Origin of the sequence: Dactylosporangium sucinum, assembly GCF_014647515.1 — a bacterium.
Lineage (GTDB): Bacteria > Actinomycetota > Actinomycetes > Mycobacteriales > Micromonosporaceae > Dactylosporangium > Dactylosporangium sucinum.
The window spans coordinates 118881-143488 of sequence record NZ_BMPI01000021.1; the positions used below are offsets into that span (position 1 = coordinate 118881).

Sequence of the window (24608 nt, forward strand, 5' to 3'; positions counted from 1 at the left end):
CGGGGGCTCGGCGTCGCGCACCCGGCCGCGCGGGCCGACGGCGCTCCGGCACCCCCGCACGTCCACGGCGCGCTCCCGCCGGGCGCGCTGGGCCCGCTGGGCCCGCCGGGCGCGCTGGGCCCCACTGGGCCCGCCGGGCCCGCCGGGCCCGCTGGCGGCGTGGGCCCGCTGGCGGCGTGGGCCCGCTGCGCACAGACGTTGGTCGATCTACCCTCTCGATCCGCGATCATCATGAGGGTAGATCGACCAACGTCTACGTTTGCGAGCGAGCCGGCGGGCGGTCAGCCGAAGATCAGCTTCTCGCGGCGGCGGAAGCCCGGGCGGGTCAGGGCCAGCATCACGAGCAGCACCGGCCCGGCGACGCGGCGCAGCTCGGCCAGCTCGGCCTCGGTCGCGTACCGCTCGATGCGCGGCAGCTCGAACCCCGCCGTCGAGCCCTTGCGCACCGCCGTCTCCACGCGCTGCCAGTCGGCCTCCGGGACGTAGCGCTCGATGATCGGGAAGATCGTGCGCTCCTCGTCCTCGATGTGCTCGTCGAGCAGGTCGCGCAGCGTCTCCAGGCTGGTCGCGAGGCGCCCGGCCGCGGCCCGGTCGTCCGGCGCGGCGGCGAGCGCGGCCGCCTCGGTGCGCATCCGGTCGAGCAGCGGGTCGAGCTGCGCGTGGTCGTCGGTCAGCTCGGCCAGGTCGACCTCCGCACCGGCGACCCGCTCCAGCACGGGCCACAGCACCTCGTCCTCCGCCCGGTGATGATGGTGAATGCCGTCGATGAGGCTCACGAGGTACCGCTGGATCGCCCGCGCCCGCGAAGCCGGGTTCGGCGTCGTCCCGGCGGCGATGCCCCGCACCAGCTCGGCGAAGCGGCGCGTGTCCCCGCGCATCGAGCGGTGGTTGATGGTGATGCCCAGCAGGTTCGGCATGTCGGTTCCCCTTTCGTCGATCGTCAGGGGACCGCGGCGTGGTTGGCGACGACTTAAGACGCGCTTGGCGAACACCGGCCGCGTGGGCGATCTCGGTCCGGGCCGCGATTCGTTACGGTGAATAGGTGACGACGACGCTGTTCACGCAGGAGTTCTGGAACAATCCATTTCCGGTCTACGCGGCCCTGCGGGAGCAGGCGCCAGTGCATCGCCTCACGCTCCCGACCGGCTCGGAGATCTGGCTGGTCACCCGCTATGCCGACGCCAAGGCGGCGCTCGGCGACCCGCGCTTCTCCAAGCGACAGGGCGCGACCGACAACGCGAAGGCGGTCACGGACAACAATGTGAGTTCGCCGCTCACCCGCCATCTGCTGGCCAACGACCCGCCCGACCACACGCGGTTGCGGCGGCTGGTCGCAAAGGTGTTCACGGCCCGGCGCGTCGAGGAGTTGCGCCCACGGATCGAGCAGCTCAGCGCCGCCCTCGTCGACGGGATGCGCGGCCGGCCGTCGGCGGACCTCGTCGAGGACTACGCGGTCCAGCTGCCGATCCAGGTCATCTGCGAGCTGCTCGGCGTGCCGCTCGCGGACCAGGCCGACTTCCGGCGCTGGACGTCGGTGATGGTCGGCGGCTCGGCCAGCACCGCCGGGGTGCCCGAGGCGGCGGCGGCCTTCCTGGGGTACCTCATGAAGCTCATCGCCACCAAGCGCGCCGATCCGGCCGACGACCTGCTCAGCGGCCTCATCGCCACCCGCGACGAGGGCGACCGGCTCAGCGAGGACGAGCTGACGTCGATGGTGTTCCTGCTGCTGCTCGCCGGCCACGAGACCACGGTCAACCTGATCGGCAACGGGATGTACACCCTGCTCACCCACCCCGACGACCACAAGCGCCTGATCGCGGACCCGACCCTGATCCCGGCCGCGGTCGAGGAGTTCCTGCGGCTGGAGAGCCCGGTCGAGACCGCGACGTTCCGCACCGCGGTCGAGCCGGTGACCTTCGGCGAGGTCACCATCCCGCGCGGCGCCCTGGTCGGCATCTCCCTGCTCGGCCCGAACCGCGACCCCGACCGCTTCCCCGACCCCGACCGCTTCGACCTGTCCCGCCCGGAGAACCAGCACCTGGCGTTCGGCCACGGCATCCACTACTGCCTGGGCGCGCCGCTGGCCCGCCTGGAGGCCCAGGTGGCGTTCACCGACCTGCTGTCGGCGTTCCCGTCGATGCGCCTGGCCGTCCCGGCCGAGGAGCTGGTCTGGCGCCCGGGCGTGCTGATCCACGGCACCACGGCCCTGCCGGTCGACCTCGCCTGAGGTACCGGCGAAGCGGCGGCCCTCCCCCGAGGAAGGGCCGCCGCCTCCATCACACCCCTCGGTTACGGCAGGGTCCAGCGCTGGTTCGCGCCGGCGAAGCAGTCCCAGATCTGCAGCCTCGCGCCGTCGGCCGAGCTGTTGTCGGTGACGTCGAGGCACTTGCTCGACGCGGGGTTGCGCAGGGTGCCGTCGGACTGGCTCTGCCAGACCTGGGCGCCCGTGCCGTTGCAGTCCCAGAGCTGGATCTTCGTGCCGTTGGCGGTGCCGGCGCTCGTCACGTCCATGCACTTGCCGAGGGCCCGCAGCGTCCCGTCCGTGGCGACGGTCCAGTTCTGGGCATTGGTGCCGTTGCAGGTGTACAGCTGGATCGCCGCCCCGTTGGCCGTCGACGCCGCGGCGACGTCCACGCACTTGCCGGCCAGGCCCGTGATGCGGCCCGTGCGGCCGGTCGGCGGGGTGGTCGGCGGCTGCGTCGTGCCGCCGGTCGCGGTGGTGTAGATCGCCGACACCAGCGAGTTCGCGCCGGTCGCGTCCTGGGACAGCTCCCAGTTCATGATGCCGCCGGCGTTGGCCATGGCCCACTGGGTCTTGCGGCGGATCGTGGGCAGGCCGTTGTAGCACTCGTTGGAGCCGTTGACCGTGGTGCAGTCCCGGTTGGCGTTGGCCGGGTCGCGGGCCACCAGGTCGGCGAACGTGTAGTAGTTCGGCCGCGAGTAGAACGGCACGCCCAGGACGGCCTTCGACGCGGGCAGGCCGCGGCCCTTCCAGAAGTTGACCGAGTTGATCGCCCAGTCGTAGTTGGCGTGCGGGCTGCCCCCGTCGTACGCCATGATGTTCAGCCAGTCCACGTAGCCGAACACCGCCGGCTGCACCCCGTTGGCGGTGCCGCCCTCGGACACCACGGCCGCGGTGAGCAGCTTGCCCCGGCTGTGCATGGCGGTGCTGAGCTGGGACATCAGCGCCGTGTAGTTGTTGCCGGACGTGCCCGGGTCCGGGTACTCCCAGTCGATGTCGACACCGTCGAGGTTGTACTGGTTGACCAGGTTGACGATGTTGTTGACGAAGGCCGTGCGGGCGGTGGCGTTGCCGGCCATGCCCTCGAAGCCCGAGTCGTTGCCGTCGTTCCAGCCACCGACGGCGATCGACACCTTGACCCCGGCCGCGTGGCCCAGCGAGACGATCTGCTGGAGCTTCGACGGGTTGTCGAGGCCCTGCAGGCTGCCGTTGCTGTTGGGCAGGATGAAGGCATAGTTGATGTGGGTGAGCTTGCTGTACTGGATGGCGGTCGCGCTGCCGGCCCAGGACGGCATGTAGCCGACGCTCTTGAAGCCGTTGGGCAGCACGGCGGCGTCGGCGGACGGCTGGCTCGCCAGGGCGACGACAGCGCCCACGGCGGCCGTGGCCACCGCGAGAGCGCCGGCCGCCAGGGCCGACCGGCGCGCCCGGTGGCGTCCGGGACGGGCGGTCCCGGACTCCGAGTGGGAGGGCATGGGTGCTCCTTCGGGTGGGTCGACCGGCTCCAGGGCGTGGTGGGTCAGCCCGCGAACCCCACCACCTCGTCGCGGGCGGCGACGGTCGGGGGCGGCGGCGGAGGTCCAGGAGCGCGGTGCGATGACAGGTGGCTGAGACGATAGGAAAGTTAACTATCAGCTGTCAATGTAAGTCTTGATTAAGGTCGATAAAAAAGGTCCGCCGAGCTGGCGAAAGGGTGCCTGACCAGGTCAAAAGGCGCCACCCGCGGCGCCGGGGCGAGGACGCGCCCCAGTCAGGGCAGGCAAGCGGGGCGAACCGCACCGGCACCACGGACCGCGGCCCAGACGCGGGTCGCTGCCACCGGGGCGCAGACGCGGCGGCAGCGACCGCCACCACCCACCCACCGCGCGGGCGGCGCCGGGCCGCGGAGCCGGCGGGCTGATGATCGATGGAGACTTCTGGCTGCCATGGCGACCGGAACTCTCCATCGATCATGGGCGCCCGCCCGGGTCGCCCATGGGCACTTCGACCGAGCAGACATAACCGAAATGTCGGATATGTCAGGCGCGCAGTGCCGGACATATCCGACGACCGCAACCCACCGGCCGGCGTCAGGCGAACTGCTGCAGCCCCACCACCGCGAGCAGCGCCAGCTTCTCGGCCGCGTCGGTGCCGGCCGTCGGCGTGTACACCAGCAGGTACTGCCCCTGGTCCGGTGTCATCAGCGTCTCGCAGTCCACCCGGACCGGCCCCACCTGCCGGTGCACGATCGTCTTCCGGTCGGCCCGCCGGACCGCGACCCGGTGCTCGTCCCACAGCGACGCGAACTCCGGGCTCGCGGCCCGCAGCCGCCGCACCAGGCCCTCGACGTCCGCGTCGCCGGCGCGGCGGGCCGCGGTCGCGCGCAGGTCGGCGACCATCGCGCGGGAGTGGTACCCCTCCTCCTCGGGCGGGTGCACGACGCGGACCCCGGGATCGGTGAACCAGCGCCAGATGCGGTACCGCCGGTCGCCCCGCAGCGCCGTCTGGTCGCCCATGAGGAGCGTGCTCATCCGGTTCTGCGCGAGCGTCTCGCCGAGGTCGGACACCACCATCGCCGCCGTGTCGCCGAGCAGGTCGAGCATCCGCAGCAGGCCGGCGCGGGCGTGGGCCTCGGCGCCGCCGGACGGCGGCGGGCGGTGGCCGGCGAGGTGGAACAGGTGGTCGCGCTCGTCGTCGCTGAGGCGCAGCGCCCGGGCCAGGGCGGTGAGCAGCTGCGCCGACGGCTGGGCGCTGCGGCCCTGCTCGAGGCGCACGACGTAGTCGGTGGACATGCCGGCGAGCATGGCGACCTCCTCGCGGCGCAGGCCGGCCGTGCGCCGCCGGGGCCCCTCGGACAGGCCGACGTCGCCGGGGTTGATCGCCAGCCGGCGGCGGCGCAGGAAGTCGGCGAGGTCGTCACGCTGCATGCGCCCATCGTGCCCCGGTGCGCGGCGCCGTAGCCAGGGAGCGCCGCTCCTAGGGAACACGCTCCGATGGTGCCGGGCCGCCGGGCGCGGGAAGGTGCTCGGGAAGGCACAACCGGTACAGGAGCGACATCATGCGAACCACGAACCTCGGCACCACCGGCCCGGCGGTCTCGGCGATCGGCCTCGGCGCCATGGGCATGTCGGGCATGTACGGCCCGGCCGACCGCGACGAGAGCATCGCCACCATCCACGCGGCGCTCGACGCCGGCGTCACGCTCATCGACACGGGCGACTTCTACGGGATGGGCCACAACGAGCTGCTCATCCGCGACGCGCTGCGCGCCGGCGAGCGGGAGAACGTGGTGCTCAGCGTGAAGTACGGCGGGCTGCGCGGGCCCGACGCCGCCTTCGCCGGGATGGACACCCGCCCGATCGCGACGAAGAACTTCCTCGGGTACACGCTGACCCGCCTCGGCACCGACTACGTCGACATCTACCGGCCGGCCCGCCTCGACCCGGCCGTGCCGATCGAGGAGACCATCGGCGGCCTGCGGGAACTCGTCGAGGCGGGCTGGGTGCGGCACATCGGCCTGTCGGAGGTCGGCGCCGACACCATCCGGCGGGCGCACGCCGTGCACCCGATCGCCGACCTGCAGATCGAGTACTCCGTGATCTCCCGCGGCGTCGAGGACGAGGTCCTCGGCACGCTGCGGGAGCTGGGCATCGGCCTGACGGCGTACGGCGTGCTGTCGCGCGGTCTCATCTCGGGCCACTGGCGCACCGACCGGCCCCTCGACCCGGGCGACTTCCGGGCGCACAGCCCGCGCTTCGCCGAGGGCAACGTCGACCACAACCTGTCGCTCGTCGACGGGCTGCGGGCCGTCGCCGACGCGCGCGGGGCGACGGTGGCCCAGGTGGCGATCGCCTGGGTGCTGGCGCAGGGCGCGGACGTCGTGCCGCTCGTCGGCGCCCGCACCCGGGAGCGGCTGTCCGAGGCGCTCGGCGCGGCCGACCTGGCGCTGAGCGCCGGCGACCTGGCGGCGATCGACCGCGCGGTGCCGGACGGCGCGGCCAAGGGCGACCGCTACCCGACGGCGTTCATGCCGGGCCTAGGCAGCCGCTAGCGCGGCCAGCGCCGACGGCGGGTCGACCAGCGCGGTGACGCGCAGGAACGCGACCGCCAGCTCGTCGTCCTCGCAGGCGGCGAGCTGCAGCGCGCGGACCTGTGGCGAGCCGCCCCGGTCGCTGCCGGTGGCGAGGGCCCACGGCGCCTCGAGGGCCTCCGCCTGGCGGGCGAAGAACCCGTCCTCGCCGTCGCGCAGGGCCAGCGCGCACACCGCCGCGACCGACATCCCCTGGCCGTAGACCGGGTTGAACGCGCACGCGGCGTCGCCGATGACGACGATGCCGCCGGGCACGTCGGCCCGCTCGTACCGGCGCCGCACGTAGGCGGGGACCCGGAACGTGACGGCGTCGCCGAGCGGGGCCGCGCCGCGGACGACGTCGGCGGTGTCGGGCACGGGGAGGCTCTCGGCGTACCGCAGGAAGCCGTCGAGGTCGGTCGGCGGGACCTCGCCGCGGACGCCGGCGAGCGTGACGAGGATCCGGCGGCCCTCCAGCCGCTGCACGACCGAGCTGCGGCGGCGGTCGCCGTAGCGGGCGGTGACGGCGACGAGATCGGTGCCGAAGCGCCCGTCGTCGGCGAAGATGCGCGTCGAGTACCGCAGGTCGATCGGGACGACCTCCTCCTGCGGTGGCGTCGCGCCGAGCGCGGCGAGCCACTGCGGCATGCGGGAGCCCCGGCCGGTGGCGTCGACGACGAGGCCGGCGGGCAGCGCCCGCGAGCCGTCGCCGTGCCGGCTGGTGACCCGCACGACGCGGTGCCCGGCGTCGCCGGCGCTCAGCCCGACGATGTCGTAGCCGTCGAGGAACCGCACGTTCGGCAGCTGGCGGACGAGCTCGCGGGCGGTGTGCTCGATGAGCGGGCGGCTCCCCGACACGGCGGTCAGCCCGCTGCGGGCGGCGCGCAGGCGGCGACCGTTGAGGTACCACCGGGCGTCGGCCGAGATGTCACCCCGCAGCGCGCCGGCGGCGAGGAGGCGGTCGGTGAACCCGGGCAGCAGCTCCTCCGCGGCCTGCAGCCCGCGCGGCAGCATGGCGTGCACGTGCCGCCCCTGCGGGACGCCACGGCGGTGCAGGGGCCCGGCCGGCAGCAGGTCCCGTTCGACGATGAGGACCGAGTCGTGCCGCGGGGCGAGCGCCGCGGCCGCGAGCAGCCCGGCGATCCCGCCGCCCAGCACGACGACCCGGCGGGCGATGTTCGAGTGCGTCATGCCCAAGACGGTCGCGCCCCGGGCGGCTCCGGTCTGCGCACTTGTACGCGCAGGCGGCGTCGTGCATGCGACCGTCAGTCGTCCGGCATGTGGCCGCCGGCGCCGATGACGAACCCGAGCAGGGCGCAGCCGGCGGCGATGATCAGGGCGAGGGTGGTGAAGCGGCCGACCGGGTGCTCGGCCGTGACGTTGAACCAGCCGCGCGGGTCGACGCGGACCGCGAGCAGGTCGCCGACCCTGGGCTCGCCGTCGAGGAAGCGCACGCCGCCGAGATCCTCGCCCGTGGAGGTGTCGCGGACGTGGAAGACCGGGAAGTCGCCGCTGGTCTCGCGCTGCCAGCCGTTGGTGATCTGGGTGACGGTCGCGTTGACGGGCCGGCCCTGGTTCGCCATGTACACCGGCAGCACCAGCAGCGTCGTCAGCCACGCCGTGAAGGTCAGCACGAGCAGCATCACGATCCGGCTGGGGGCCGTGTGGTCGGGGGCACCGGCGCGGTGGACCAGGTAGCCGGGGACGGCGGCCCCGAGGGACAGCACCGATCCGACGAGCAGCCAGGCGAACCCGGGCCGCCCCGCGATGAGCCCGGTGACCGCGACGAAGCACGCGGTGATGAGGAACGCGGCGCCGGTGCGCCACAGTCCGGTCAACAGGGCGCGCCACGGATACCTCGTCACGCCCGACACCGTAGGCGATCAGCCGCCGCGGCGCTGCCCCCGCCCCCGATCACGAAGCCTCTTCGGGATCGGGGGCGGGGGCGGGGGCGACCGGTCTCAATGCTTGGCGGCGACCCGCTCCACGGCCTTGGCGTAGTCGGGGACGTCGGCCATGGCGGCGGCGAGCCGGAGGTACGGGAGGGCCTCCCGGCCGCGGTTCTGCCGCTCCAGGGTGCGGCCCAGCAGGTGGCAGGCGTAGTGGTCGCTCGGATCGCGGTCGACGAGCGCCCGCAGCTGGGTCTCGGCCCGGTGCAGCTGCGCGGACGCGAAGTAGGCGCGGGCCAGCCACAGCCGCACCTCGGCGTTGCCCGGCTCCGCCTCGAGGACGGCGGCGAGGATCTTCGCCGCCTCGATCGGGTCACCGGCGTCCAGGTAGAGGACACCCCTCCGGTACTCGGCGATCATGTCGGTCATGGCAGGTGTCAACGCCGCCGCGGACGCGAAATGTTCCCGCCCTCAGTGCGCCTTGAGCCAGCCCACGAGGTCGTCCAGGACCCGCTCCTGCTCGGGTTCGTTGTAGACCTCGTGGTGCAGGCCCTCGTACACGTGCAGGGTCAGGTCGGTCGAGCCCGCGCGGGCGGCGATGAGGCGGCTGGACTCCTGGTCGACCAGGCGGTCCTCGGCGCCGTGCAGGACCAGCACCGGGAGCGTCAGGGACGGCAGCCGCTGCTGGAACACGGCCATCTGGGTCAGCATCGCGCCGCCCAGGCCGGCCGGGATCTTGCCGTGGTGGACCAGCGGGTCGGCGTCGTAGCGGGCCACGACCTCCGGGTCCTTGGAGATGTACGCCGAGGGCAGCGACTGCACCGGCGCCCCGGGAGCGATGCGCCCGAGGATCTTGGCGACGGCCATCGCCGGCTTCGGGATCCCGTTGCCGGGCAGCACCGGGGTGCCCGAGAGCACCAGCCCGCGCAGGGACGACTGGTGGTCGAGCGCGTACGCGAGGGCGATCATCGCGCCCATGCTGTGGCCGATCAGGAACGGCGCCTGCCCGGGGTGGCGCCCGGCGACCTCGGCCACGAGCAGGTCCAGGTCGGCGGTGAACTCGCCGATGCGCCGGGCCAGCAGGCGCTTGCCGCCGGAGCGGCCGTGGCCGCGGTGGTCGGGGGCATACACGACCAGGCCGAGCTCGCCGAGGCGGGCGATCACGTGATCGTACCGCCGGGCGTGCTCCCCCATCCCGTGGGACAGGACGACGGCCCCGGACACGTCACCGCCCGGCGTCCAGACGTCGTACACGATGCGGACCCCGCCGCCACCGGTGAGGCTGCTCTCCTCGCGCTGCATGGCAAGCATCGTCCGCCGGAACCAGCCGGTACCGCAAGGACCCGGGCGGGCGCGCCGGCCCGCCCGGGAACCGTGCGGCGACCGTCAGAAGCCGCGCGCCAGGCGGTAGTAGGCCGCGTTCCAGCGGACCTCCTTGGTGAACTCGCGCGTGGTCGTGCCGGCGTCGATGACGAGCAGCTCGGTGCCGACCATCTCGGCCAGGTCGTGCAGCTCCTCGGCGCCGACCACCTGCGAGAGCACCGTGTGGTGCGGGCCGCCCGCGGTCAGCCAGGCCTCCGCCGACGTGGACAGGGACGGGGCCGGCTTCCAGACCGCGCGGGCGACCGGGAGCTTCGGCAGCGGGGCCGACGGCGCCACGACCTCGATCTCGTTGGCGACCAGGCGGAACCGCTCCCCCAGGTCGGCCAGGCCGACGACGATCGCCGGGCCGGGGGCGGCGTCGAAGACCAGGCGGACCGGGTCCTCGCGGCCGCCGATGCCGAGCGGGTGGATCTCGCACGACGGCGTGCCGGCGGCGATCGACGGGCAGACCTCCAGCATGTGCGCGCCGAGGATGACCTCGTTGCCGGGCGTGAGGTCGTAGGTGTAGTCCTCCATGAAGGACGTGCCCCTGGAGTCACCGCCGGGGGCCATGGCCTTGAGGGTGCGCACGAGGACGGAGGTCTTCCAGTCGCCCTCGCCGCCGAAGCCGTACCCGTCGGCCATCAGCCGCTGCACGGCCAGGCCGGGCAGCTGGCGCAGGCCGCCGAGGTCCTCGAAGTTCGTCGTGAACGCCTTGAAGCCGCCCGCGTCGAGGAACGAGCGCAGGCCGAGCTCGATGCGGGCGGCGTACCGCAGCGCGTCCGACCGCTCCGCGAGCAGCGCCGGCGCGACGCGGTAGGTGTCGGCGTACTCCTTCACCAGCTTGTCGACGTCGGCGTCCAGGGCGGCGTCCACGGCGGCGACGAGGTCGTTGACGCCGTACGTGTTCACCGAGACGCCGAAGCGCAGCTGGGCCTCGACCTTGTCGCCCTCGGTCACGGCGACGTCGCGCATGTTGTCGCCGAAGCGGGCCAGGCGCAGGTTGCGCATCGCCGCGTAGCCCACGGCGGCCCGCGTCCAGGCGCCGATGCGCTGCAGGACCCGCGGGTCGCTGACGTGCCCGGCGACGGTCTTGCGGGCCACGCCGAGGCGGGACTGGATGTACCCGAACTCGCGGTCGCCGTGGGCGGCCTGGTTGAGGTTCATGAAGTCCATGTCGATGTCGGCCCAGGGCAGCGCGACGTTGGACTGGGTGTGCAGGTGCAGCAGCGGCGTGCGCAGCGCGTCCAGGCCGGAGATCCACATCTTGGCCGGGGAGAACGTGTGCATCCAGGCGACGACGCCGACGACGTTCGCGTCGTTGCCGGCCTCCAGGCAGATCCGCAGGATGTCGGCGGCCGAGGTCAGCACCGGCTTCCACACGACCCGCACGCCGATGTCGGGCGCCTCGTCGAGGGCCGCGGCGATCTGGCGCGACTGCGACGCCACCTGCTCCAGCGTCTCCGGGCCGTACAGGCCCTGGCTGCCGGTCAGGAACCAAACCTCGTGCGTCATCGTGCGCCCTTCTTACCGGAGTTGTGCTGGCCGTAGACGTTCTGGTAGCGGTCGTGCAGCGAGTCGACGGCCGCGGCGGGCAGTCGCTCGACGGACCCGAGCTGACGGGCGAAGTGCATGGTGCGGGCCACGTCCTCGCACATGACGGCGGCCTTGACCGCGGCCTTGGCGGTGGTACCGATGGTGAACGGCCCGTGCTGGCGCATGAGGACGGCCGGGGAACGGTGCCCGGTGAGCGTCTCGACGATCCCCCGCCCGATCGCGTCGGAGCCGATGAGGGCGAACGGCCCGACCGGGATGTCCCCGCCGAACTCGTCGGCCATCGCCGTGAGCGAGCACGGGATGGGTTCGCCCCGGGCGGCCCAGGCGGTCGCATACGGGCTGTGGGTGTGCACGACCCCGCCGACGTGCGGCATGTGCCGGTACACGTACGCGTGGGCCTCGGTGTCGGACGACGGCGCGTGGTCGCCCTCGACGAGCTTGCCGTCGAGGTCGCAGATCACCATGTGATCGGGCGTCAGCTCGTCGTACATGACCCCGGAGGGCTTGATGACGAGGAGGTCCTCGCCGGGCACCCGCGCCGAGACGTTGCCGGCGGTCCAGGTGACCAGGCCCCACCGGATGAGCTGGGCGTGCAGGTCGCACACCTCCTTGCGCAGGTCGTCGCTCACGCGGCCACCTCCTCGCGCAGGGCCCGCAGCCGGTGCAGCGCGTCGCTGCCGCCCCTGGCCGACCCGGCGAAGTGGTCGTGCAGCTCGACGTACACGGCGTAGAGGCGGTCGTAGACGTCGGCGGCCCCGGGATCGGGCACGTAGACGTCGCGCTCCACCCGGCCCATCGCCTCGGCGGCGGCCCGGATGTCCGGGTAGGCGCCGGCGGCGACCGCCGCGTGGATCGCCGAGCCCAGCGCCGGGCCCTGCTCCGAGCCGATGACCGAGATCGGCCGGCGCAGCACGTCGCAGTACACCTGCATCAGGAACCTGTTCTTCAACAGGCCGCCGGCGGCGATGAACTCGGTCACCGGGACGCCCGACAGCTCGAGCGTCTCCACGATCGTGCGGGTGCCGAAGGCCGTCGCCTCGACCAGCGCCCGGTACACGTCCTCCGGGCGGGTCGCGAGGGTCTGCCCGACGATGACGCCGGACAGGCCGTGGTCGACGAGGACCGAGCGGTTGCCGTTGTGCCAGTCGAGCGCGACCAGGCCGTGCTGCCCGGGGCGCTGCGCCGCGGCGAGCTGTGTGAGCTCCTCGTGGGTGACGCCGCCGCGCAGCTGGGTCTCGACGAACCAGGCGAAGATGTCGCCGACGCCGGACTGGCCGGCCTCGAAGCCCCACAGGCCGGGGATGATCCCGTCCTGGACCACGCCGCACATGCCGGGCACGTCGGCGAGGGACTCGCCGCTCATCACGTGGCAGGTGGACGTGCCCATGATGGCGACCAGCTGCCCCGGCGAGACGGCCTTGGCGGCCGGCGCGGTGACGTGGGCGTCGACGTTGCCCACCGCCACCGCGATGCCGGCCGGCAGGCCGGTCCAGGCCGCCGCCTCGGCGGTCAGCGAGCCGGCCCGGCCGCCGAGCGGCGACAGCGGGCCGTCCACCTTGGACACCCAGTCGCCGAAGCCCGGGTGCAGGGCCTCCAGATAGGCCTTCGACGGGTACGTGCCGTCCTGGAAGACGCCCTTGTAGCCGGCCGTGCACGCGTTGCGCGTCTCGACGCCCGCCAGCTGCCAGACGATCCAGTCGGCCGCCTCGATGAACCGGTCGGCGCGCGCGTAGATCTCCGGCGCCTCCTCGAGCACCTGCAGCGCCTTCGCGAGCTGCCACTCGGACGACAGTTTCCCGCCGTACCGTGGCAGCCAGGACTCCCGGCGGGAGGCCGCGAGGGCGTTGATCCGGTCCGCCTGGCCCTGCGCCGCGTGGTGCTTCCACAGCTTCGGGTACGCGTGGCGCTGCGCCGGCAGCACGTCCGACAGCGGCGTGCCGTCGGCGAGCACCGGCAGGAACGTGCACGCGGTGAAGTCCGTGGCGATCCCGATCACCGCGGCCGGGTCGACGCCGGCCGACGCGACCGCCGCGGGGACGGCGTTGCGCAGGACGTCGGTCCAGTCGGACGGGATCTGCAGCGCCCAGTGCGGGGGCAGCGCCTCGCCGGTGTGCGGGAGGGTCCGTTCGACGGCACCGTGGCGGTACTCGTGGACGGCCGTGCCGACCTCCGCCCCGTCGCCGACGCGGACCACGACGGCCCGGCCCGACAGGGTGCCGAAGTCGACACCGACTACATACTGCGTCATCTGCTTCTCCGCGCCACGGCCCGCTGCAGGACGATGAAGACGAACAGCAGCGCACCGATGACGATCTTGGTCCACCAGGAGCTGAGATTGCCCTGGAACGTGATGATGGTCTGGATGAGGCCGAGCACACCGACGCCGAGGACGGTGCCGAAGAGGAAGCCGGAGCCGCCGGTGAGGACGGTCCCGCCGATGACGACGGCGGCGATCGCGTCGAGCTCCATGCCCAGGGCGTGCAGGCCGTAGCCGGAGGACATGTAGAAGCTCAGCAGGACCCCGCCGAGGGCCGAGCACAGGCCGCTGAGGGTGTAGACGGCGATCCGGGTGCGGCCGACGGGCAGGCCCATGAGCAGCGCCGACTGCTGGTTGCCGCCGAGGGCGTAGACGTTGCGGCCGAACCGGGTGTACGCCAGCACGTAGGCCGCGGCGAGCACCACGACCAGCGCGATGACGACGCTGTAGGAGATGTGGAAGCCGCCGAAGCGCAGCTTGTCCTGGGCCATGTGGGTCCAGAACGTTTCGGTGATCGGGATCGAGTCGGTGCTGATCACGTAGCACAGGCCGCGGGCCAGGAACATGCCGGCGAGCGTGGCGATGAACGGCTGGATATCGAAGAAGTGGATGACGGCGCCCATGGCCAGGCCGATGATCGCGCCGACGGCCAGCACCAGGGGCAGGACGATGCCGGGCGACCAGCCCTTCTCCAGCAGCGACGCGGCGATCATCGTGGTGAGGGCGACGACCGCGCCGACCGACAGGTCGATGCCGCCGGTGAGGATCACAAACGTCATGCCGATCGCGACGACGAGCAGGAACGCGTTGTCGATGAAGACGTTCAGCACGACCTGGGTGTCGTCGAAGCCGTCGTAGGCGACGATGCCGGCGCCGTACATGCCGACGAGCAGCGCGAGGGTGGCGAGCACGGGGATGTGCCGCTGGCGGGGGGTGACGAAGCGGCGGATCTCGAGGGTCGTCATACCGGCACCTCGACCTTTTCGGGAGCGGGAACCGCCGCCGGGGGACGGCGGCGGCGCTGGAACGCGGCCCGGAACTTCGGCGACTGCGCGAGGCACAGGGCGATGACGACGATCGCCTTGAACAGCAGCGTGATCTCGGGCGGGACGCCGATCGTGTAGATGGTGATGTCGAGGGTCTTGATGATGACCGCGCCCAGGACGGTGCCGAGGATGGAGAACCGGCCGCCGGACAGGGACGTGCCGCCGATGACGACGGCCAGGATCGCGTCGAGCTCGATGAGCAGGCCGGCGTTGTTGCCGTCGGCGCTGGACACGTTGGAGCTGATCATCAGCCCGGCGATGCCGGCGCACAGCCCGGCGAACACGTAGACGGTGAGGATCAGCCACCGCGAGCGGATGCCGGCCAGGCGGCTGGCCTCGGCGTTGCCGCCGACCGCCTCCAGCAGCATGCCGAGCGCGGAGCGGCGCACGAGCAGCACCGCGAGCACGACCACCAGCGCGGCGATGAGCACGTTCAGCGGGAGCCCGAGCCAGTAGCCGGCGCCGATCATCTTGTACGGCGAGCTGTTGATCGTGATGATCTGCCCGTCCGTGATGAGCTGGGCGAGGCCGCGGCCGGCCACCATGAGGATCAGCGTGGCGATGATCGGCTGGATGCCGACGGTCGCGACCAGGAACCCGTTCCACAGGCCGAGGCCGAGCGACAGCAGCAGCGCCAGGCCGACGGCGAGCAGCACGCCGGTGACGCTGTTCTGGTCGCCGAGGTCGCTGATCTGCAGGCAGGCGAGGGCGCCGGCGATGGCGACGACCGCGCCGACCGACAGGTCGATGCCGCCGGTGGCGATGACCAGGGTCATGCCGAGCGCGACGAGGGCGAGCGGGGCGCTCGCGCGGAGGATGTCGATGAGGCTGCCGTAGAGGTGCCCCCCGCGCAGCTCGACGTTGAAGAAGCTGTGCGAGAACAGCACGTTGACGACCAGCAGGATCGCGAGGACCACGAGGGGCCACAGGAAGCGCTTCACGCTCGCCCACCTCCGCTCGCGATCGCCGCCATCAGCCGGTCGGTGTCCACGTCGTCGGTGTTGGGTAGCTCGGCGACCAGGCGGTGGTCCCGCAGTACCGCGATCTTGTGGCTCAGGCGGAGGACCTCTTCCAGTTCGGCGGAGATGAACAGCACGGCCATCCCGCCGTCGGACAGTTCGATGACGAGCCGCTGGATCTCGGTCTTGGCGCCGACGTCGATGCCCCGCGTCGGCTCGTCGAGGATGAGCAGCCGGGGCTCGGTGATGAGCCACCGCGCCAGCAGGACCTTCTGCTGGTTGCCGCCGGAGAGGTTGCGGACCGGCAGCTCCGGGTCGGCCGGGCGGATGTCGAGCGCCTTGACGTACTTCTGGACGAGCTCGTCCTGCCGGCGCCGCGACAGCGGCCGGGACCAACCACGGGCGGCCTGCAGTGCCAGGACGACGTTCTCCCGGACCGACAGCTCCTCGACCAGGCCCTCGGTGCGCCGGTTCTCCGAGCAGTACGCGATGTCGTGGTCCATCGCCGTGCGCGGGCCGTGCATCGCCACCGACTTGCCGTCGATGCTGACCCGGCCGCTGTCGGACTTGTCGGCGCCGAAGAACAGCCGGGCGATCTCGGTGCGGCCGGAGCCGAGGAGGCCGGCCAGGCCGACCACCTCGCCCTTGTGGATCGTGAGGCTGAACGGCTCCACCGCGCCGGTCCGGCCGAGCCCGTCGGCGACCACGATGGGCTCGGCGGTGGACAGGTTGCGCTTCGGCTGGTCCTCGAGGCGCTCCAGCGCCGCGAGCTCCTTGCCGATCATGAGGCTGACCAGCTCCAGCTGCGGCAGGTCGGCGACGCGGTGCTCGCCGACCAGCCGCCCGTTGCGCAGGATCGTCATGCGGTCGCACACCTCGTAGATCTGGTCGAGGAAGTGCGACACGAACAGGATCGCGATGCCCTGGTCGCGCAGCTGCCGCATGACCCGGAACAGCTGGGCGACCTCACCCTTGTCGAGGCTGGAGGTCGGTTCGTCCAGGACGAGGACCTTCGCGTCGACGTCGATGGCCCGGGCGATCGCGACCATCTGCTGGATCGCGATCGAGTAGGCGGAAAGGGGCGCCGCCACGTCGAGATCGAGCTCCAAGCGGTGGAGCAGGTCGGCGGCGCGGCGGCGCATCACCCCCCACCGGATGTGCCCGAAGCGGGTCGGCTCGCGGCCGATGAAGATGTTCTCCGCCACCGAGAGGTTGGTGCAGAGGTTCACCTCCTGGTAGACCGTGCTGATCCCGGCCTGGGTGGCCGCCAACGGCCCGGTGAAGCTCACCGGCCGGCCGTCGAGCACGATCTCGCCCGCGTCCGTGCTGTAGACCCCGGTCAGCACCTTGATCAGGGTCGACTTCCCGGCGCCGTTCTCGCCCATGAGGGCGTGGACCTCGCCGGGGTACAGGCGGAAGTCCACGTCCTCCAGGGCTTTGACGCCCGGAAACTGCTTGCTGATACCGGTCATCGTCAGCATTGCTTCGGTCATGGCGGTGTCTCAGTACTTACGGTCCGGGAGGGCGGCCTTGGCCTGCTCGGGAGTGAACGTGGTCTCCTCGGTCAGCACGCGCTGCTCGACCGTCTCGCCCTTGACGACCTTCTTGGCCAGGTCCATGAGCTGAGGGCCAAGCAGCGGGGAGCACTCGACGATGAAGTTGATCTTGCCGGCGGCGAGGGCCGTCATGCCGTCCTTGACCGCGTCGACCGTGATGATCTTGATGTCGACGCCGGGCTTCTTGCCGGCCGCCTCGATCGCCTCGATCGCGCCGAGACCCATGTCGTCGTTGTGCGCGTAGAGCACGTCGATCTTCGGGTTGGCCTTCAGGAAGGCCTCCATGACCTCCTTGCCCTTGGCCCGGGTGAAGTCACCGGTCTGCGAGGCGATCACCTTGAACTTCGGGTCGGCCTTGATGACGTCGCCGAAGCCGGCCTTGCGGTCGTTGGCGGGCGCCGAGCCGGTGGTGCCCTGCAGCTCGACGATGTTCACCGTGTCGGTCTTGCCCTGGTACTCCTTGACCAGCCACTCGCCGGCCTTCTTGCCCTCGAGCACGAAGTCGGAGCCGATGAAGGTCTTGTACAGCGAGGTGTCCTTCGAGTCCACCGCGCGGTCGGTCAGGATGACCGGGATCTTCGCGTCCTTGGCCTCCTTGAGGACGGTGTCCCAGCCCGACTCGACGACCGGCGAGAACGCGATGACGTCGACCTTCTGCGCGATGTAGCTGCGGATGGCCTTGATCTGGTTCTCCTGCTTCTGCTGCGCGTCGGAGAACTTCAGGTCGATGCCGGCGGCCGCCGCGGCCTCCTGGATCGACTTGGTGTTCGCCGTGCGCCACCCGCTCTCCGCGCCGACCTGGGCGAAGCCCATCGTGATCTTGCCGTCGTCCGCGTTCCCGCCGTTGCTGCCGGCCTCGTTCTCGCCACCACAGGCGCCCATGGCGCCCAGGACGAGCAGGCCGCTGAGCACGGCCGCGGACCATCTCTTCAACACTTGGGTGATGTCCCTTCGGAATGTGGGGGTGTCGTGCAGGGGCGTGCGGTGGTGCTGCGGTGGTTCTTGGTGAACGTTCACAATCAAGGGCAGATCACCGCACCGCCGGGGTGTGCGGTGTGGTGTTCAGCCGCGTAGGCCCGTCGTTACATTGGCCATCGCGCTTGTATTTCGAGAGTGTTAGCGTTCTCATGCCGGGCGTCAAGTCCCGGCGGTCGGATAGTTGCCGGAAGGAGACACTCGGTGGCTGCATCGGTCGTTGGGCCGGACCGCGATCGGCGGGGACCGGTGGCGCACGGCGGCGGGCCCGAGCTCGACGCCGTCCAGCCCCCGCTGCGCAAGGTCGGCATGCGCGACGTCGCGCGGCTCGCCGGGGTGTCGCACCAGACGGTGTCGCGGGTGCTCAACAACCTGCCGAACGTCAGCCCGGCGACCCGCGGCCGGGTGCTCGACGCGGTCCGGGTGCTCAACTACCGGCGCAACCTGGCGGCCCGGACCCTGGTGACCGCCCGGTCCCGCACGATCGGCCTGATCGGCTTCGAGACGACCCTCGCCGGCCCGGCGTCGATGATCTACGGCATCGAGAAGGCCGCCCGCGAGGCCGGCTACTACGTGAGCATCGCGACCGTACGCTCCCTGGACCGCCACTCGGTCCTGGACGCGGTCGAGCAGCTGTGCGCGCAGGCCGTGGAGGGGATCATCGCGATCGCTCCGAAGAACTCGGTGGCCGACGCGCTCACGCAGGTGCCCGCGGGCACCCCGGCGGTGGGCGTCGGCGGGGCCGACGACGGGTCGGTGCCGATGCTGCGGGTGGACAACGTCCGAGGGGCCAGCCTGGCGACGCGGCATCTCCTGGAACTGGGCCATGCGACGGTCCACCACGTGCCCGGCCCGGCGGACTGGCCCGAGGCCCGCGACCGCATCGACGGCTGGCGCCAGACCCTGCACGCCGCCGGCGCCTCGGTCCCGCGGGTGGAGCCGGGCGACTGGAGCGCACGGTCGGGCTACCTGCGCGGCCAGCGCCTGGCCGTCGACCCGGCGGTGACGGCGGTGTTCTGCGGCAACGACCACATCGCGCTGGGCGTCCTGCGGGCGTTCCACGAGGCGGGCCGCCGGGTGCCGGGCGAGGTCAGCGTGGTCGGCTTCGACGACACGCCCGAGTCCGGGTACTTCCTGCCGCCGCTGACCACCGTCCACCAGGACTTCGCGGAGCTGGGGCGGCGCAGCGTGGAGCTGCTGATCGGGCAGCTGTCGGGGGCGCCGGCCCCGGCGGGGCCGGTGCACCTGGCGCCCCACCTGGTGGTGCGCGCCTCGGCCCGCTCGTCACGCGCCGCCTGACCCGCCACCGCCCGACTTTGGTCGATCCCACGATCGTTCAGCGCGCGGATCGCGCGGCCAGATCGACCAGCCGAGTTGACCTTGGTGGATTACCGTCGCCGGGGCAGCGGCAATCTTCCAAGGTCAACTCGGGTCGCAAACGGCCGCACCGCCCGGCCTCCGTCGCAAACGGCCGCGCGCCGCCCGGCCTCCGTCGCAAACGGCCGCGCGCCGCTCGGGCTCCCGCGCACTCCGTCGGGTGGCCGGCCGCCTCAGGGCGCGGGGCCCCCTAGCGGGGCGGGGCGGTGCTGCGGCGCAGGATCAGGGTCGGGGTCACCCTCGGGTCGGGGTCCGGGCGGTCCGGGCCCTCCCGCAGGTCGGCCTCGATCAGGCGCAGCAGGGCCGCGATGCAGCGGCGGCCCACCTCGTCGAAGTCCTGGCGGATCGTGGTCAGCGGTGGCGACAGGAACTCCGCCTCCGGGATGTCGTCGAAGCCGACGATGCTCACGTCGTCCGGGACGCGGATGCCGTGCTCGTGGAAGGCGCGCATCATGCCCAGCGCCATCTGGTCGTTGCCGGCGAAGACCGCGGTCACGTCGTCGCGGGCGGCCAGCTCGATGCCCGCCGAGTAGCCCGAGCGGGCGCTCCAGTCGCCCGTGATGAGCCTCGGGGCGGGCAGGCCGGCCTCCTCCAGGGTGCTGCGCCAGCCCTCGATGCGGCCGTGGGTCTCCAGCCAGTCGCGCGGGCCGGACAGGTGCCACACCCTGCGGTGGCCCAGCTCCAGCAGGTGGCGGACCGCCAGGCGGGCGCCGGTCACCTGGTCGACCGAGATGGCCGGGATCTCGCCGCCCGTGTCGGACTCGACGGCGACCGCGGCCATACCCAGCGGCATGTTGTGCAGCGCCGCCGCGGCCGCGGTCTGCGGCGCGATGACGACGACGCCGGCGACCGACTGGTCGGCCAGCGCGTTGAGCGCCTCCACCATGCCGGTGTGGTCGATCCGCTCCAGCGTGACGATGCTGACGCCGTAGCCGGCGGCGCGGGCCGCGCGCTCGATGCCGAGCAGGGTCGAGGCCGGCCCGTACAGAATCGTGTCGAAGCTGACCACGCCCACCACCCGGGACCGGCGGCCGGCCAGGCCACGGGCCATGGCGTTGGGCCGGTAGTTGAGCTGGCGCACCGCCTCCAGCACCCGCTCCCGGGTCGCCGGGCTCACGCTCGGATGGTCGTTGAGCACCCTCGACACCGTCTGGTGGGACACGCCCGCCAGCCGCGCGACATCGTTCATCACCGCGGCTCTGTTATGACTGGTCGCGCGCATCGCCCTCCCCCGCCGTTGATGTTAGCGATGCCACGATATGCCGACCGGCCGGGGTTTGCGTACGGTGACACCTGTGCGGGCGAAAACGGCGACCCTCGCGGCGGCCGCGCTGACCGCGGCGCTGCTCCTTGGTGGCTGCCTCGGGCGCGACGCCGTCTGCCGTGACGGCGAGTATCCGGCCAAGGCGGTCGGCAATCCGACAGGGCGGGTCTGCGTGCGCGACGGGCAGGACCCGCCGGCCGGCTACGTGCGGTACCCGGACGGCAAGGTCCCGAAGCACGTCGACGACGAGTGGGACGTGTACTGGCGCGGCAAGACCGTCGACGAGTCGGGCAACATCGTCTCCGGTTGACGTGTGTGGTTGACCTCCCGATCGTGGCGCGGGAGGTCCGGCGGCATGCCGCCGGGAGCCGGGCCTGGGCCTCGGCGCGGTGCGACCCGGGTGACGTGCTGCGCAACGCCGACCAGCTCGGCCGGGCCGTCGAGCGCCACCGGGCGGCGGCCGCTAGTCGGGGTCGGCGGCGGTGCCGGTGAGGATGGTGGCGATCTCGGCCGCGGCGCCCGGGCGGGCGAACAGGTAGCCCTGGCCGAACTCGCAGCCGAGGTCCTGCAGGGTCGACCACTGCTCGGCGGTCTCGATACCCTCGGCGACGGTCTGCAGCTGCAGGGCCCGGCCGAGCTGCACGACCGCCTCGGCCAGGGTGGCGTCGCCGTCGACGGTGTCGATGCCGTCGACGAAGGAGCGGTCGATCTTCAGGATGTCGACGGGGAAGCGCTTGAGGTACGACAGCGACGAGTAGCCCGTCCCGAAGTCGTCGATCGCCAGGCGCACGCCCAGGGCCTTGAGGCGGCCGAGGGTGTCGATGGTCGAGTCGGTGTCCTGCATGAGCAGCGACTCGGTGATCTCCAGGACGATCTGGTGCGGGTTCACGCCGGTCCCGGCGAGGATGCCCGCGATCTCCTCGACCAGGCCCTCGTGCTGGAACTGCCGGGCGGACAGGTTCACGTTGACCCGGATGCCGCGGGCGAGCGGGAACTCGGCGCACCAGGCGGCCAGCTGTTCGCAGGCCTGGCGCAGCACCCAGCGGCCGAGCGGAACGATGAGGCCGGTCGACTCGGCGAGCGGGATGAACGTGTTCGGGCCGATCAGGCCGCGCTCCGGGTGCTGCCAGCGGACCAGGGCCTCGACGCCGATGAGGCGGCTCGTCGGCAGGTCCACGATCGGCTGGTAGTGCACGACGAACTCCTGGCCGGCGAGGGCGCCCTCCAGCTCCGCGCGGTCCTCCGCCTCGCGCATGATGTCGGCGTACATCGCCGGGTCGAACAGCGCGTAGCGGTCCCGGCCGGCGCCCTTGGCGGCGTACATCGCCAGGTCGGCGTTGCGCAGCAGCTCGCCCGGGTCGGGGCCGTCGTCGCCCTCGCCGGCCTTGGCGGTGGCCACGCCGATGCTCGCCGAGCACACCACCTCGCGGTTGCCGAGGCGCAGCGGGCGGCGGATCGCGGCGAGCAGCCGCTCGGCCAGGTCCATCGCCTCGACCTCGTTGATGTCCTCGACCAGGACGGCGAACTCGTCGCCGCCGAGCCGGGCGAGCGTGTCGGCGGCCCGCAGCTGCTGGTGCAGGCGCAGCGCGGTGGTCGCGATGAGCTGGTCGCCGGCGGTGTGCCCGAGGCTGTCGTTGACCAGCTTGAAGTCGTCGAGGTCGACGAGCAGCAGGGTGATCCGCCCGCCGCCGCGGCGGTTGCGGGCGATGGCGTGCTCCAGGCGGTCGCGGAACAGGGCCCGGTTCGGCATGCCGGTGAGCGAGTCGGCGAACGCCTGCCGGGTCAGCTCCTCCTCCAGCTCCTTGCGGGCGGTGATGTCGCGGATGCCGAGCACGACAGCGTTGAGGGCCGGGTCGTGCTGGAGGTTGGTGCCGGTGACCTCGGCGTGGATGTAGCCGCCGTCGGCGCGGCGCACCCGCGACTCGATGAGCGCCTTCGCCCCCGGCGGGCCGCCGGCCAGGGCGAGCCACCACTCCATGACGGTCGGCAGGTAGTCGGGGTGGGTGATGTCCATGAGCAGGTCGCTGCTGACGTACCCCGGGTCGTAGCCCAGCATCGTGCGCCAGGACGGGCTCGCGTACGTCACGCCGCCGGTGGGCTGCACCGCCAGTACCGCGTCGGAGGAGTTCTCCAGCAGGGCCTCGATCTTGCGCTCCGCCGCGCGGCGCATGGTGTCGAGCCGCCGGCGGTTGCTGGCGGTCCGCGCGCAGAACCACGTCACGCCGGCCATCAGGGCGACGGTCAGCGCCGCGAGGGTGCCGGCGACCGGCCGGTCCCTGGTGACGACGAGGCCGAGGTACCCCAGGATCGACAGCGACCCGATGCCGATCACGGCGCGCTCGGAGGCGAGCGCCGCGGTCGAGGCGAGCACGAGCGTCACGCCGGCCGGGAAGATGGCCAGCGCGGCGACGTCGTAGGCGCAGAAGCCGAGCAGCAGGGCCACGTTGGCCAGCCACCAGCTGACGAGGGCCCGGTTGAGCCACGGCCGGCCGGCCAGCTCCTGCCAGGGCAGGCAGGCGAGGAAGGCCTGCCCGATGCCGGCGGCGGCGATGAGCCCGACCAGCCAGGGCGCCCCCTGCCAGTCCATCTGCACCCGCACGGCGCCGATGAGGATCACGCCGACGGCGATCCAGGTGCCCAGCCTGATCTGGCGGGCCCGGTACTCACCCTCGTGCTGCTCCAGCGCGCTCTCCGACATGGCCCGATGATCGGTGCGCAGCGCATGGACCTGAGCCGGAACGCACCGGTACCAGGTGCGTCCCGGTTGCGGTTTCCCAGGTACACCGTCCTACGGCGTCGGGGGCGGGCCGAGCAGCTCGATGCCGTGGCGGGCGGCGGCCTCGGCCAGCGCCGCCGGGTCGACCGCCTGCGGGTCGGGCAGGCGCCGCTGCGCCGCCGGCGTGCCCGCCGCCGCGGCGAAGCCCTCGAACCCCGACGGCACGGTGAGCTGCAACGTGCGCAGCGGGCCGTCCGGGCCGACCAGGAACGTGTGCGGGATGCCGGCCGGCAGCAGGACGAAGTCGCCCGGGCCGGCCTCGAAGGTCTGCTCCCCGCAGTGGTACCGCGCGGTGCCGTCCAGGACGTAGAACATCTCGTCCTCGTCGACGTGGCGGTGCACCGGCGGGGCGAACCCGGCCGGGTTGACGAACTCCACGACGGTGAGCCGCCCGCGGGTCTCCCGGCCGGTCGCCTTGACCGTCACCAGGCTGCCCAGGAACCACAGGGCCTCGCCGTCTCCGTCGCGCCTGACGTACGCCTCCATTTGACCATACTCCCGTCTAGTCAATATTCGGTTAGTATGGCGGATCGATGGCTGAGGTCAAGCGGCGATACCACTCACCGGTCCGCGAGGAGCACGCCCGGCGCACCCGGGAGGCGGTGCTCACGGCGGCGGCGCGGCTGTTCGAGGACCGCGGCTACGCGGCGACGTCCCTGGCCGACGTGGCCGCCGTGGCGGGCGTGGCCCGCCCGACGGTGACCGCCGCGTTCGGCTCGAAGCCGGCCCTGCTCAAACAGGTCCTCGACGTGGCGCTGGCCGGCGACGACGAGCCGGTCCCGGTGGCCGAGCGCCCCTGGTTCGCCCCGGTGTTGCAGGCACCGGACGCCGCGGCCGCGCTGTCGGCGTACGCGCACGTGTGCCTGGTCATCGGCCGGCGCGCGGCCCGGCTGTTCGAGGCGGTCCGCCGGGCCGCCGACGACGCCCCGGAGACGGCCGACCTGTGGCGGACGCTGTGCGCGAACCGCCGGGCGGGCGCGACGATGGTGGTGCGGCGCCTCGCCGAGCTCACGACGCTGCCGGACGAGCGGCGGGCGGTCGACCTGGTGTGGCTGTTCAACGACCCGGCCCACTACGCGGCCCTGGTCCTGGACGCCGGCTGGCCGGAGGACGCCTACCAGGGCTGGCTCGCCCACATGCTGCGCGCGGCGGTCCTGCCGCCGCGCTGACGACGCCGACGGAAGCGCAGCACGGGGCCTGTCAGGTGCTGACGAACCTCGGCCGCTACCAGGACTCCAAGCACCTGCATTTCCACGTGTGCAGCGGAGCGCCCCGCCACCCCGACACCGACTGAGCGGCC

General features: G+C 72.5%; 22 protein-coding genes and 1 pseudogene. 6 read left to right on the plus strand and 17 right to left on the minus strand.

All coding sequences use genetic code 11. The features are described from left to right. Positions 1-281: 281 nt before the first annotated feature. On the minus strand, positions 282-917 hold the full coding sequence (locus tag IEZ31_RS22410; protein ID WP_190251886.1) for a hemerythrin domain-containing protein: 636 nt from the start codon (positions 915-917) through the stop codon (positions 282-284). A 125-nt stretch (positions 918-1042) separates the two neighbouring features. Here IEZ31_RS22410 and IEZ31_RS22415 point away from each other — a divergent pair, with 125 nt between their 5' ends. After that, positions 1043-2227, plus strand: a complete 1185-nt coding sequence (locus IEZ31_RS22415) for a cytochrome P450 family protein (RefSeq protein ID WP_190251887.1) — start codon at positions 1043-1045, stop codon at positions 2225-2227. 62 nt (positions 2228-2289) lie between these two features. Here the strand turns inward: IEZ31_RS22415 and IEZ31_RS22420 are convergent, their stop codons facing one another. Then, a complete protein-coding gene (locus tag IEZ31_RS22420; protein WP_190251888.1) occupies positions 2290-3717 on the minus strand; it encodes a glycosyl hydrolase family 18 protein in 1428 nt (475 codons plus the stop codon). Between the two features lie 594 nt (positions 3718-4311). Further along, complete coding sequence (locus tag IEZ31_RS22425; RefSeq protein ID WP_190251889.1) at positions 4312-5148, minus strand: helix-turn-helix transcriptional regulator; 837 nt, start codon at positions 5146-5148, stop codon at positions 4312-4314. A gap of 131 nt (positions 5149-5279) precedes the next feature. Here IEZ31_RS22425 and IEZ31_RS22430 point away from each other — a divergent pair, with 131 nt between their 5' ends. Continuing rightward, positions 5280-6272, plus strand: a complete 993-nt coding sequence (locus tag IEZ31_RS22430) for an aldo/keto reductase (protein ID WP_190251890.1) — start codon at positions 5280-5282, stop codon at positions 6270-6272. Here IEZ31_RS22430 and IEZ31_RS22435 read toward each other — a convergent pair. The 11 genes from IEZ31_RS22435 to IEZ31_RS22485 form a co-directional block, all read right to left on the minus strand. Then, positions 6258-7481, minus strand: coding sequence for an FAD-dependent oxidoreductase (locus IEZ31_RS22435; protein ID WP_190251891.1), 1224 nt, complete (start codon positions 7479-7481; stop codon positions 6258-6260). The two genes, IEZ31_RS22430 and IEZ31_RS22435, sit on opposite strands and share 15 nt — an antisense overlap. A gap of 74 nt (positions 7482-7555) precedes the next feature. Beyond that, on the minus strand, positions 7556-8155 hold the full coding sequence (locus IEZ31_RS22440) for a hypothetical protein (RefSeq protein WP_190251892.1): 600 nt from the start codon (positions 8153-8155) through the stop codon (positions 7556-7558). 96 nt (positions 8156-8251) lie between these two features. Continuing rightward, positions 8252-8608 carry a tetratricopeptide repeat protein gene (locus IEZ31_RS22445; protein WP_190251893.1) on the minus strand — a complete coding sequence of 119 codons (357 nt, stop codon included), beginning with the start codon at positions 8606-8608 and terminating at the stop codon, positions 8252-8254. Positions 8609-8650: 42 nt separating this feature from the next. Then, positions 8651-9481, minus strand: coding sequence for an alpha/beta hydrolase (locus tag IEZ31_RS22450; RefSeq protein WP_308429425.1), 831 nt, complete (start codon positions 9479-9481; stop codon positions 8651-8653). Positions 9482-9565: 84 nt separating this feature from the next. After that, positions 9566-11056 carry an L-arabinose isomerase gene (gene araA / locus IEZ31_RS22455; protein WP_190251895.1) on the minus strand — a complete coding sequence of 497 codons (1491 nt, stop codon included), beginning with the start codon at positions 11054-11056 and terminating at the stop codon, positions 9566-9568. Next, positions 11053-11727: an L-ribulose-5-phosphate 4-epimerase gene (locus tag IEZ31_RS22460; protein ID WP_190251896.1), complete on the minus strand. Its 675-nt coding sequence runs from the start codon at positions 11725-11727 to the stop codon at positions 11053-11055. The genes araA and IEZ31_RS22460 overlap by 4 nt, the downstream gene beginning before the upstream one ends. Beyond that, positions 11724-13346, minus strand: coding sequence for a ribulokinase (gene araB, locus IEZ31_RS22465; RefSeq protein WP_190251897.1), 1623 nt, complete (start codon positions 13344-13346; stop codon positions 11724-11726). The genes IEZ31_RS22460 and araB overlap by 4 nt, the downstream gene beginning before the upstream one ends. Further along, positions 13343-14320, minus strand: coding sequence for a galactofuranose ABC transporter, permease protein YjfF (gene yjfF / locus IEZ31_RS22470; protein ID WP_190251898.1), 978 nt, complete (start codon positions 14318-14320; stop codon positions 13343-13345). Before yjfF ends, araB begins: the two co-directional genes overlap by 4 nt. Continuing rightward, positions 14317-15342 (minus strand): ABC transporter permease, encoded by a 1026-nt coding sequence (locus tag IEZ31_RS22475; RefSeq protein ID WP_190251899.1) that lies wholly within the window; start codon positions 15340-15342, stop codon positions 14317-14319. The genes yjfF and IEZ31_RS22475 overlap by 4 nt, the downstream gene beginning before the upstream one ends. After that, positions 15339-16853, minus strand: a complete 1515-nt coding sequence (locus IEZ31_RS22480; protein ID WP_190251900.1) for a sugar ABC transporter ATP-binding protein — start codon at positions 16851-16853, stop codon at positions 15339-15341. The genes IEZ31_RS22475 and IEZ31_RS22480 overlap by 4 nt, the downstream gene beginning before the upstream one ends. A gap of 9 nt (positions 16854-16862) precedes the next feature. Then, positions 16863-17798 carry an ABC transporter substrate-binding protein gene (locus IEZ31_RS22485; protein WP_190251933.1) on the minus strand — a complete coding sequence of 312 codons (936 nt, stop codon included), beginning with the start codon at positions 17796-17798 and terminating at the stop codon, positions 16863-16865. A gap of 402 nt (positions 17799-18200) precedes the next feature. Here IEZ31_RS22485 and IEZ31_RS22490 point away from each other — a divergent pair, with 402 nt between their 5' ends. Further along, the gene (locus IEZ31_RS22490; protein WP_190251934.1) at positions 18201-19190 is read left to right on the plus strand and encodes a LacI family DNA-binding transcriptional regulator; all 990 of its coding nucleotides are present in this window, start codon (positions 18201-18203) and stop codon (positions 19188-19190) included. A 268-nt stretch (positions 19191-19458) separates the two neighbouring features. Here the strand turns inward: IEZ31_RS22490 and IEZ31_RS22495 are convergent, their stop codons facing one another. Beyond that, positions 19459-20457, minus strand: a complete 999-nt coding sequence (locus IEZ31_RS22495) for a LacI family DNA-binding transcriptional regulator (RefSeq protein ID WP_190251901.1) — start codon at positions 20455-20457, stop codon at positions 19459-19461. 106 nt (positions 20458-20563) lie between these two features. On the opposite strand from IEZ31_RS22495, the gene IEZ31_RS22500 reads away from it, so the two are divergent. Beyond that, positions 20564-20842: an SCO0607 family lipoprotein gene (locus tag IEZ31_RS22500; protein ID WP_229835739.1), complete on the plus strand. Its 279-nt coding sequence runs from the start codon at positions 20564-20566 to the stop codon at positions 20840-20842. A 153-nt stretch (positions 20843-20995) separates the two neighbouring features. On the opposite strand, the gene IEZ31_RS22505 is transcribed toward IEZ31_RS22500, so the two are convergent. Together IEZ31_RS22505 and IEZ31_RS22510 are read right to left on the minus strand one after the other, a co-directional pair. Next, positions 20996-23230, minus strand: a complete 2235-nt coding sequence (locus IEZ31_RS22505; protein ID WP_190251903.1) for a putative bifunctional diguanylate cyclase/phosphodiesterase — start codon at positions 23228-23230, stop codon at positions 20996-20998. A 90-nt stretch (positions 23231-23320) separates the two neighbouring features. Beyond that, positions 23321-23794, minus strand: a complete 474-nt coding sequence (locus IEZ31_RS22510) for a cupin domain-containing protein (RefSeq protein WP_190251904.1) — start codon at positions 23792-23794, stop codon at positions 23321-23323. A 47-nt stretch (positions 23795-23841) separates the two neighbouring features. Here IEZ31_RS22510 and IEZ31_RS22515 point away from each other — a divergent pair, with 47 nt between their 5' ends. Continuing rightward, positions 23842-24477, plus strand: a complete 636-nt coding sequence (locus IEZ31_RS22515) for a TetR/AcrR family transcriptional regulator (RefSeq protein WP_190251905.1) — start codon at positions 23842-23844, stop codon at positions 24475-24477. 11 nt (positions 24478-24488) lie between these two features. Then, a pseudogene (locus IEZ31_RS22520) lies at positions 24489-24602 on the plus strand (HIT family hydrolase); the annotation flags it as partial. Between the last annotated feature and the right edge of the window lie 6 nt (positions 24603-24608).

Excerpts from the sequence above, each read along its gene's own strand:
- IEZ31_RS22490 (WP_190251934.1), top strand. The coding sequence starts at position 18,201 with ATGCGCGACGTCGCGCGGCTCGCCGGGGTGTCGCACCAGACGGTGTCG.
- yjfF (WP_190251898.1), bottom strand. The coding sequence starts at position 14,320 with ATGACGACCCTCGAGATCCGCCGCTTCGTCACCCCCCGCCAGCGGCAC.
- IEZ31_RS22515 (WP_190251905.1), top strand. The coding sequence starts at position 23,842 with ATGGCTGAGGTCAAGCGGCGATACCACTCACCGGTCCGCGAGGAGCAC.
- araB (WP_190251897.1), bottom strand. The coding sequence starts at position 13,346 with ATGACGCAGTATGTAGTCGGTGTCGACTTCGGCACCCTGTCGGGCCGG.
- IEZ31_RS22420 (WP_190251888.1), bottom strand. The coding sequence starts at position 3,717 with ATGCCCTCCCACTCGGAGTCCGGGACCGCCCGTCCCGGACGCCACCGG.
- IEZ31_RS22510 (WP_190251904.1), bottom strand. The coding sequence starts at position 23,794 with ATGGAGGCGTACGTCAGGCGCGACGGAGACGGCGAGGCCCTGTGGTTC.
- IEZ31_RS22425 (WP_190251889.1), bottom strand. The coding sequence starts at position 5,148 with ATGCAGCGTGACGACCTCGCCGACTTCCTGCGCCGCCGCCGGCTGGCG.
- IEZ31_RS22430 (WP_190251890.1), top strand. The coding sequence starts at position 5,280 with ATGCGAACCACGAACCTCGGCACCACCGGCCCGGCGGTCTCGGCGATC.
- IEZ31_RS22485 (WP_190251933.1), bottom strand. The coding sequence starts at position 17,798 with ATGGGCGCCTGTGGTGGCGAGAACGAGGCCGGCAGCAACGGCGGGAAC.
- IEZ31_RS22445 (WP_190251893.1), bottom strand. The coding sequence starts at position 8,608 with ATGACCGACATGATCGCCGAGTACCGGAGGGGTGTCCTCTACCTGGAC.
- IEZ31_RS22435 (WP_190251891.1), bottom strand. The coding sequence starts at position 7,481 with ATGACGCACTCGAACATCGCCCGCCGGGTCGTCGTGCTGGGCGGCGGG.
- IEZ31_RS22495 (WP_190251901.1), bottom strand. The coding sequence starts at position 20,457 with ATGAACGATGTCGCGCGGCTGGCGGGCGTGTCCCACCAGACGGTGTCG.
- IEZ31_RS22480 (WP_190251900.1), bottom strand. The coding sequence starts at position 16,853 with ATGACCGAAGCAATGCTGACGATGACCGGTATCAGCAAGCAGTTTCCG.
- IEZ31_RS22410 (WP_190251886.1), bottom strand. The coding sequence starts at position 917 with ATGCCGAACCTGCTGGGCATCACCATCAACCACCGCTCGATGCGCGGG.
- IEZ31_RS22450 (WP_308429425.1), bottom strand. The coding sequence starts at position 9,481 with ATGCAGCGCGAGGAGAGCAGCCTCACCGGTGGCGGCGGGGTCCGCATC.
- IEZ31_RS22505 (WP_190251903.1), bottom strand. The coding sequence starts at position 23,230 with ATGTCGGAGAGCGCGCTGGAGCAGCACGAGGGTGAGTACCGGGCCCGC.
- araA (WP_190251895.1), bottom strand. The coding sequence starts at position 11,056 with ATGACGCACGAGGTTTGGTTCCTGACCGGCAGCCAGGGCCTGTACGGC.